Raw genomic sequence first — 7,385 nt, 5'->3', positions numbered from 1 at the left:
GATCGAATAGCAACCATTTGACTACCGTCGATTTTGGCCCGGTGTCGGATACTCGGGACTGGTCTGTGGGTGGTGATAGCGGCATCTGTTCGATAGTGACGCCGCACACTTTCCCGCACATACGTGGTCAGCATCACCGTCTCAGCCGATTCAGTTCGGGTGACCGGCCGGTTTACCGTTCGGGGGATCACCCCATCGGACGGGAGCCCGCGTCAATGCTGACCACCCTCGCACGGTTCGCCGCCGTGCGCCCTCGTGTTGTTCTCGGCGTCGCGCTCCTGTTCATGGTGCTGTGTGGCCTGTTCGGGTCGACGGCGCAGGCGCACATGAAGTCCGGTGGGTTCGTCACCGAGGACTTGGAGTCGGTGCGGGCCAGTGAGTTCATCGCGGACCACTTCACCGGTGGGGATCCGAACTATGTGCTGCTCATCCGGGCCGAGGACGGTGTGGACAGTGCTGCGGCGAAAGCCGCCGCGCAACGGGTCACCGATCAGCTACGCACGTATCCCGAGGTCAGCGGGGTTCAGTCGTACTGGTCGGCGCGGCCCGACCTGGCGCAGGCGCTGCGCGGCAAGGACGGTCGCAGCGGGATCGTCGTGGCCAGCATCGAGGGCGACGACGGTGAGCTGAGCGAGCGCGCCGCGAAGATCAGCGAGACGGTGCAGACCAGCGGCGATGGCGTCACTGTCCGCGCCGGCGGGCTGGCCGCCGTTTTCGCGGACATGAACTCCCAGATCAGCGAGGACCTGATCGTCGCGGAGGCCATCGCGGTGCCGTTGACCGGACTCTTGCTGATCCTGGTGTTCGGCAGTGTCGTCGCAGCCGCGCTGCCGATCGCGATCGGCCTGTTCGCCATCGCCGCCGCGCTCGGCATTCTGCGGGCGCTGACGGCGGTCACCGACGTCTCGATGTACGCGCTGAACATGACCACCGCACTCGGTCTCGCGCTGGCCATCGACTACAGCCTGTTCATCGTCAGCCGGTATCGGGAGGAACTGGCCAACGGTCTGGATTCCCAAGCGGCCGTGGTGCGCTCGATCCAGACCGCCGGACGGACCGTGGTGTATTCGGCGCTGGTGGTCGCGCTCTCGCTGGCCGCGCTCGCCGTGTTCCCGCAGTACTTCTTCAAGTCGTTCGCCTATGCGGGCATGGCGGTGGTCGCCGCTGCCGCAGGCGCCGCGGTCATCGTGCTGCCCGCGATTCTGGTGCTGGTCGGTGATCGGGTGAATGCGCTGGATCTGCGGGTTCCGCTGCGCCGCATGCTCGGTCGGCCCGCACCCGCCGAGCCCGAACCGGAACGGAGCCTCTGGTATCGCTGGGTCGTCGGCGTGATGAAGCGCGCCGCGCCGGTCGCGGTGGTCACGACGATCGCGCTGCTCTTGCTCGGATCGCCCTTCCTGTCCGCGCATTTCGGCTATCCCGACGATCGCGCGCTGACGCAGTCCGCGCCGAGCCGTCAGGTCGGCGACACCCTGCGCAGCGACTTCTCCGCCGACCTCGGCGCGAGCGCCTACGCCGTGCTACCCGACTTTCGCGGTGGCCAAGGCGAGATCGGCGCGTACGCGGCCGCGCTGTCGAAGGTGGCCGACGTGCCCGCGGTGCTGTCCAGCGACGGCGTCTACGTCAACGGTCTGCGCGCTGCCGCCGCCCCGCCGGAGATGTCCGGTCCGGCGGGCGCTTTCCTCTCGATCGGCACGCGCCTGGATCCTTATTCGTCGGCGGGCAAGGATCAGCTCGCCGAGATCAGGGCGATTCCCGCGCCCGGCGACGTGCTGTTCGGCGGAGCCGCCGCGCTGAACCAGGACTCGGTCTCGGCGATAGCGGATCGGCTGCCGCTCGCCGCCGCGCTCATCGCCGTGACCACATTGATCCTGCTGTTCTTGTTCACCGGCAGTCTGCTTCTTCCGGTGAAAGCGCTTCTGCTGAACATTCTTTCGCTGGCCGCGACGTTCGGCGCGATGGTGTGGATCTTCCAGGACGGGCACCTGTCCGGGCTGCTCGGCTTCACGCCGACCGGGAAACTCGACCTCGCGATGCCGATCCTCATGTTCAGCCTCGCGTTCGGCGCCTCGATGGACTACGAGGTCTTCCTGCTCTCCCGAATCAGGGAGGAGTGGCTGGCGGGCGAGAAGACGGCGGCGGGCAACACCCACGCCGTCGCCATGGGCGTCGCCAGAACGGGCCGGATCTTCACCGCCGCGGCGCTGTTGATGAGCATCGTCTTCCTCGCGCTGGCCAGCTCCGGCGTCGCCGCCATGAAGCTGTTCGGCATCGGGTGCGCACTCGCGGTGCTCAGCGATGCGACCGTGATCCGCGCTCTTCTGGCGCCCGCGCTGATGCGCGTGATGGGCACCGCCAATTGGTGGGCGCCCAAACCCCTTGCCGCGCTGCACCGCAGGTTCGGTCTGGCCGAGGAAACGGACGGTCCAACACCGCCGGCCATGACGGACGCCGCCGCATCACGTGTGCGCGTCGACAAGGTCGCGAACTCGGTCCGCGAATAGCACTGCCATTCGGGAACGAATAGCGTTGCACCACAGACGATTACGAGAGCGTTTCCCGACCGGCGTAGACCACTCCGACGAACTCGACCAGATCATCGATCAACGTCTGCACATCATCACGCGCACCCCCGTCGTCGTGATGGTGCAACCAGTCCGCGACCAGCTCGAACATGCCGCCGATGGTCGCGAGCGCCAATGCCAGCCGCCTGCGTTGCGCGCGCTCGTCCGGCGCGGGACCCGATGACCACTGGCTGTCCAGGAACGCCGCCGCCCAGCGCCGGTTGCCGCGACGCTGCTTCTCCACCGCTGGCGAAATACCGCCCGCCTCACCGAAAGTGACCTTCGCCAGGCGCGGGTCGTCGGCGATGGCGTGCACGAACGCGTCGATGACCGCGGCCGCGCGCTGCCCCCAGTCCCGTCCGGATACTTCCGTCGCCACCTCGGCCACGCGTTGCTGGATCTGCGCCGTGATCTGCTCGAGCAGCGCGATGTAGCACGCCTCCTTGCTGTCGAAGTGGTCGTAGAACCCCTTCGTCCCGACGTAGGCGCGCTGGCAGATCTGCTCGATCGACGTCCCCGAAAAGCTCTGTTCGGCAAACAGTTCGGTGGCGGCGTCCAGCAGTTGACTGCGTCGCTGCGCGCTGCGCTGCTCGGCGTCGAGGCCGCGGATCCGGCGCCGAGCCGGAGCCGGGGCCAGCCGCGCGGCGGATTTGCTGCGGGTCATGTCACGACGATAGCGGTACTCGTTTCAGAAAGGATTCTTGTTGGTAACACGAACTCGTGCTGTAATCGCTGCACCGATGAGGAAGGGACCGAGGTGTCAGTGATCAAAGGCGATCCGGCCGGAAGAAGCCCAGCGTTCGTGCGCGCAGTCGTGGCGGCGATGATCGTCGCGGCGACCGTTCTGGCGAGCGGACTGGTGGCGAGCCCGGCATCGGCGATGCCGCTACCGCAACATGATTCGTTCTACGAGCCGCCCGCCGACTTCGCGAGCGCCGAGCCGGGGACCATCCTGCGCTCGCGCGAGGTGCGGCTCGCGGTGCTCACCCTGCTGCCGCTGAACGTGCGGTCCTGGCAGTTGCTGTACCGCACGACCGACCTGTTCGACGAGCCCGCGGTCGCGGTCACGACCGTGATCCTTCCCGCGGGCGCCGACCCGAATCGTCCCCGCCCGCTGGTCTCGCTCCAGTTCTATTACGACAGCGCCAGCCCGTCCTGCGCGCCGTCGTACGTGCTCCGGCAGGGCGCGGGGCTGCCCGGCGTCGAGGGCATCCACTCCAACAGCGAGCTGATCGCGCTGGCCGCCCTGATCAGCCAGGGTTGGGCGGTGTCGATCCCGGACTACGAGGGTCCGCGAGGTCATCTCGCGGTTGCCAAGGAGCCGGGGTACATGACCCTGGACGGAATCAGGGCGGCGCAACGTTTCGAGCCGATGGGTCTGGACGCGAATACCCCTGTGGCGCTGTGGGGTTACTCCGGCGGCGGCATGGCCACCGGCTGGGCGGCCGAGATGCAGCCGAGCTACGCGCCGGAGCTGAACGTCAAGGGCGCCGCGATGGGCGCGCCGGTCTCGGATGTCGAATCGTTGCTGCACGTCAACGGTTCCATGTTCTCCAGTCTGATCGGGATCGGCATCGCTTCCCTGTCCAACGCGTATCCGGCGTTCAAGGAGGTCACCTACCGGCACCTCACGCCGGAGGGCCGGGCACTGATGGACCGCACCAACACGCAGTGCCTCCCCCGCAACGCGCTCACCCAGATGTTCGTGGATTACCAACGGCTGCTGACGATTCCGATCGCCGAGTATCTTGCCCTTCCGGAGATTCGGGAAGTGTTCGACGCCACGGTGCTCGGCGGCAACACACCGACGATGCCGATCCACCTGTATCAAGGCGTCTTCGACGAGGCGGTGCCCGTGTGGACGAACGACGCTCTGGCGCGACGGTATTGCGCGTCAGGTGCGTCGGTCGTCTACAAACGCGACCACCTGAGCGAGCACCTGACACTGCCCTCCCTCGGCATGGCCGACACCTTCAACTGGCTGAAGGGCAGACTCGCGCCGAACGCGCCGGAACAGGTCGGCTGCCGGACCGAGAACGTCGTCTCCATGCTCGCCGACGTCAACGCGCTGCTCAGCCAGATCGAGATCAACCTCAACGCCACCTTCGGCGCGCTCGGGTTCCCGATCGGCCCCCGCGAACGCTGATCACCGCCCCGACCGGCGCCGGGCCGGTCGGGGCGGCACATTTTCCGCCAGGGGTGCGATGAATTCGGCGGGGTTGGGAAGTCTGCACACGCGAGGACCTACCCCACGTCAGGAGATGGCCATGCAGAAGATCGTCACGAACCTCTGGTACGACACCCAGGCCGAGGAGGCCGCGAACTTCTACTGTTCGCTCTTCCCGGACTCCAAGATCACCGACATCCAGTACTACAACGAGGCGGGGCCGCGCGAGGCCGGGCTCGTCATGGTCGTCGACTTCGAACTGAACGGTCAGAAGTTCACCGCGATCAACGGCGGCGGCGAGTACCACTACACGCACGCCATGTCGCTGCTGGTCAACTGCGAGAGCCAGGAGGAGGTCGACCGCCTGTGGCTGGCGCTGCTCGCCGACGGCGGCCAGGAGATCGAGTGCGGCTGGCTCAACGACAAGTACGGCATCCCATGGCAGATCTGGCCGGTGCAGGCCAACGAGCTGCTCAAAGGCGATCCCGCCGCCGTCACCCGCGCGACCAAGGCCATGCTCGGCATGAAGAAGATCGACGTGCAGGCCATGCGGGACGCCTACGAAGCGGTCTGAGTCGAACGCCACGTACGATCACCTCGACTGCCGCTGTTCCCTGCGCCGCGGGGATGAACCCCACACACCCGGGCGAGACCTTTGACGTCTCCGACACCTCTGGTGGCTCCCCGCGCGTGCGGGGCTAGTCCGGCCGAGCCGCCGCGAACAGGCCGGCCAGTCGATCGTTTGCGCTCCTCGACCGTCGCCACCAAAGCCGGCCTCTGTGCGGGCGCGGCCTGCCCGATCACGCGCGGGTTCGGGTCATCGCCGGGCGTGTCCGCGGAGCGGGCAGGTATGGTCGGGCGGGAAAATTCACATCGCCAACGGGGGCTCGCACCAGCGGGCTGAGAGGACGGCTAGCCCGAGAGGGCGGTAAGGGCCGTCGACCGTATGAACCTGACCGGGTAATGCCGGCGTAGGGAGGAGAACCATGGCCACCGCCAACGGCGCCGCCGTCGACACCGTGACCACCGGCCCCATCGAGGGCAGCGTCAAGGCCTACAAGGAAGTCGACGAGCTGCGCATTCCGGTGCGACGTATCAATCTCACCAACGGCGACACGTTCGACGTCTACGACACCTCGGGCCCGTACACCGACGACAACGCGACCATCGACCTCGAGGCCGGGCTGCCGAAGCTGCGCGACACCTGGGCCAAGCCGCAGGTGGACGGCCCGCCGACCCAGCTTGCCTGGGCGCGGCAGGGCATCATCACGCCGGAGATGCGGTTCATCGCGGCGCGCGAGGGCGTCGAGCCCGAGCTGGTGCGCGACGAGGTCGCGGCCGGGCGCGCGGTGATCCCGGCCAACCACAAGCACCCGGAGCTGGAGCCGACGATCATCGGCAAGAAGTTCCTGGTGAAGATCAACGCCAATATCGGCAACTCGGCGGTGTCCTCCTCGATCGCGGAGGAGGTGGAGAAGATGGTGTGGGCCACCCGCTGGGGCGCGGACACCATCATGGACCTGTCCACCGGCAAGAACATCCACGAGACCCGCGAGTGGATCATGCGCAACTCGCCCGTCCCGGTCGGCACCGTGCCGATCTACCAGGCGCTGGAGAAGGTGAACGGCGATCCGACCCAGCTGACCTGGGAGATCTACCGCGACACCGTCATCGAGCAGTGCGAGCAGGGCGTGGACTATATGACCGTGCACGCGGGCGTGCTGCTGCGCTACATCCCGCTGACGGCCAAGCGGGTCACCGGCATCGTCTCGCGCGGCGGCTCCATCATGGCCGCGTGGTGTCTTGCGCACCACCAGGAATCGTTCCTGTACACCCACTTCGAGGAGCTCTGCGAGATCCTGGCGAAGTACGACGTCACCTTCTCCCTCGGCGACGGCCTGCGCCCCGGCTCCATCGCGGATGCCAACGACGAGGCGCAGTTCGCCGAGCTGCGCACCCTCGGCGAGCTGACGAAGATCGCGAAATCCCATGGCGTGCAGGTGATGATCGAAGGCCCCGGCCACGTGCCGATGCACAAGATCGTGGAGAACGTGCGGCTCGAGGAAGAACTGTGCGAGGAGGCGCCGTTCTACACCCTCGGCCCGCTGGCCACCGACATCGCACCCGCCTACGACCACATCACCTCGGCCATCGGCGCCGCGATCATCGCCCAGGCGGGCACCGCCATGCTCTGCTACGTCACGCCGAAGGAGCACCTCGGCCTGCCCAACCGCGACGACGTCAAGGTCGGCGTGATCACCTACAAGATCGCCGCCCACGCCGCCGACCTGGCCAAGGGCCACCCGCACGCCCAGCAGCGCGACGACGAATTGTCCAAGGCGCGTTTCGAATTCCGCTGGCGGGACCAGTTCGCGCTCTCGCTCGATCCCGACACGGCGCGCGAGTACCACGACGAGACGCTGCCCGCGGAACCGGCGAAGACCGCGCACTTCTGTTCGATGTGCGGCCCGAAGTTCTGCTCGATGCGGATTTCCGCCGATGTGCGGGAGTACGCGGAGAAGAACAACCTGACCGACGTGGAGGCCATCGAGGCGGGCATGGCGGAGAAGTCCGCTGAGTTCGCCGGAGCGGGGAAAAAGGTTTACCTGCCGGTGGTTTCGTAGCAGTTGTCGCGGGCGGCCATCCTCTCTTCG

At 67.1% G+C, this 7,385-nt stretch carries 5 protein-coding genes; 4 read left to right on the top strand and 1 reads right to left on the bottom strand.

Translation table 11 applies throughout. From position 1 onward, the window contains the following. Positions 1-215 precede the first annotated feature (215 nt). Positions 216-2,504, top strand: coding sequence for an MMPL family transporter (locus NAM01S_RS30080; RefSeq protein ID WP_067791696.1), 2,289 nt, complete (start codon positions 216-218; stop codon positions 2,502-2,504). A 40-nt stretch (positions 2,505-2,544) separates the two neighbouring features. Here the strand turns inward: NAM01S_RS30080 and NAM01S_RS30075 are convergent, their stop codons facing one another. Continuing rightward, the gene (locus NAM01S_RS30075; RefSeq protein ID WP_067791693.1) at positions 2,545-3,228 is read right to left on the bottom strand and encodes a TetR/AcrR family transcriptional regulator; all 684 of its coding nucleotides are present in this window, start codon (positions 3,226-3,228) and stop codon (positions 2,545-2,547) included. A gap of 138 nt (positions 3,229-3,366) precedes the next feature. Between NAM01S_RS30075 and NAM01S_RS30070 the strand changes: the two genes are divergently transcribed. The 3 genes from NAM01S_RS30070 to thiC all read left to right on the top strand — a co-directional run bounded on the left by NAM01S_RS30070 (position 3,367) and on the right by thiC (position 7,355). Then, positions 3,367-4,710: a lipase family protein gene (locus tag NAM01S_RS30070; protein ID WP_157107973.1), complete on the top strand. Its 1,344-nt coding sequence runs from the start codon at positions 3,367-3,369 to the stop codon at positions 4,708-4,710. Positions 4,711-4,831: 121 nt separating this feature from the next. After that, positions 4,832-5,305: a VOC family protein gene (locus NAM01S_RS30065; RefSeq protein ID WP_067791715.1), complete on the top strand. Its 474-nt coding sequence runs from the start codon at positions 4,832-4,834 to the stop codon at positions 5,303-5,305. 412 nt (positions 5,306-5,717) lie between these two features. Continuing rightward, positions 5,718-7,355 carry a phosphomethylpyrimidine synthase ThiC gene (gene thiC, locus NAM01S_RS30060; RefSeq protein WP_067791690.1) on the top strand — a complete coding sequence of 546 codons (1,638 nt, stop codon included), beginning with the start codon at positions 5,718-5,720 and terminating at the stop codon, positions 7,353-7,355. Positions 7,356-7,385: the final 30 nt, after the last annotated feature.

The organism is Nocardia amikacinitolerans NBRC 108937 (assembly GCF_001612615.1).
In the GTDB taxonomy this organism is placed as follows: domain Bacteria; phylum Actinomycetota; class Actinomycetes; order Mycobacteriales; family Mycobacteriaceae; genus Nocardia; species Nocardia amikacinitolerans.
Note: the sequence above shows the minus strand (reverse complement) of the source record. Positions and strands in the feature narration are given on the sequence as shown.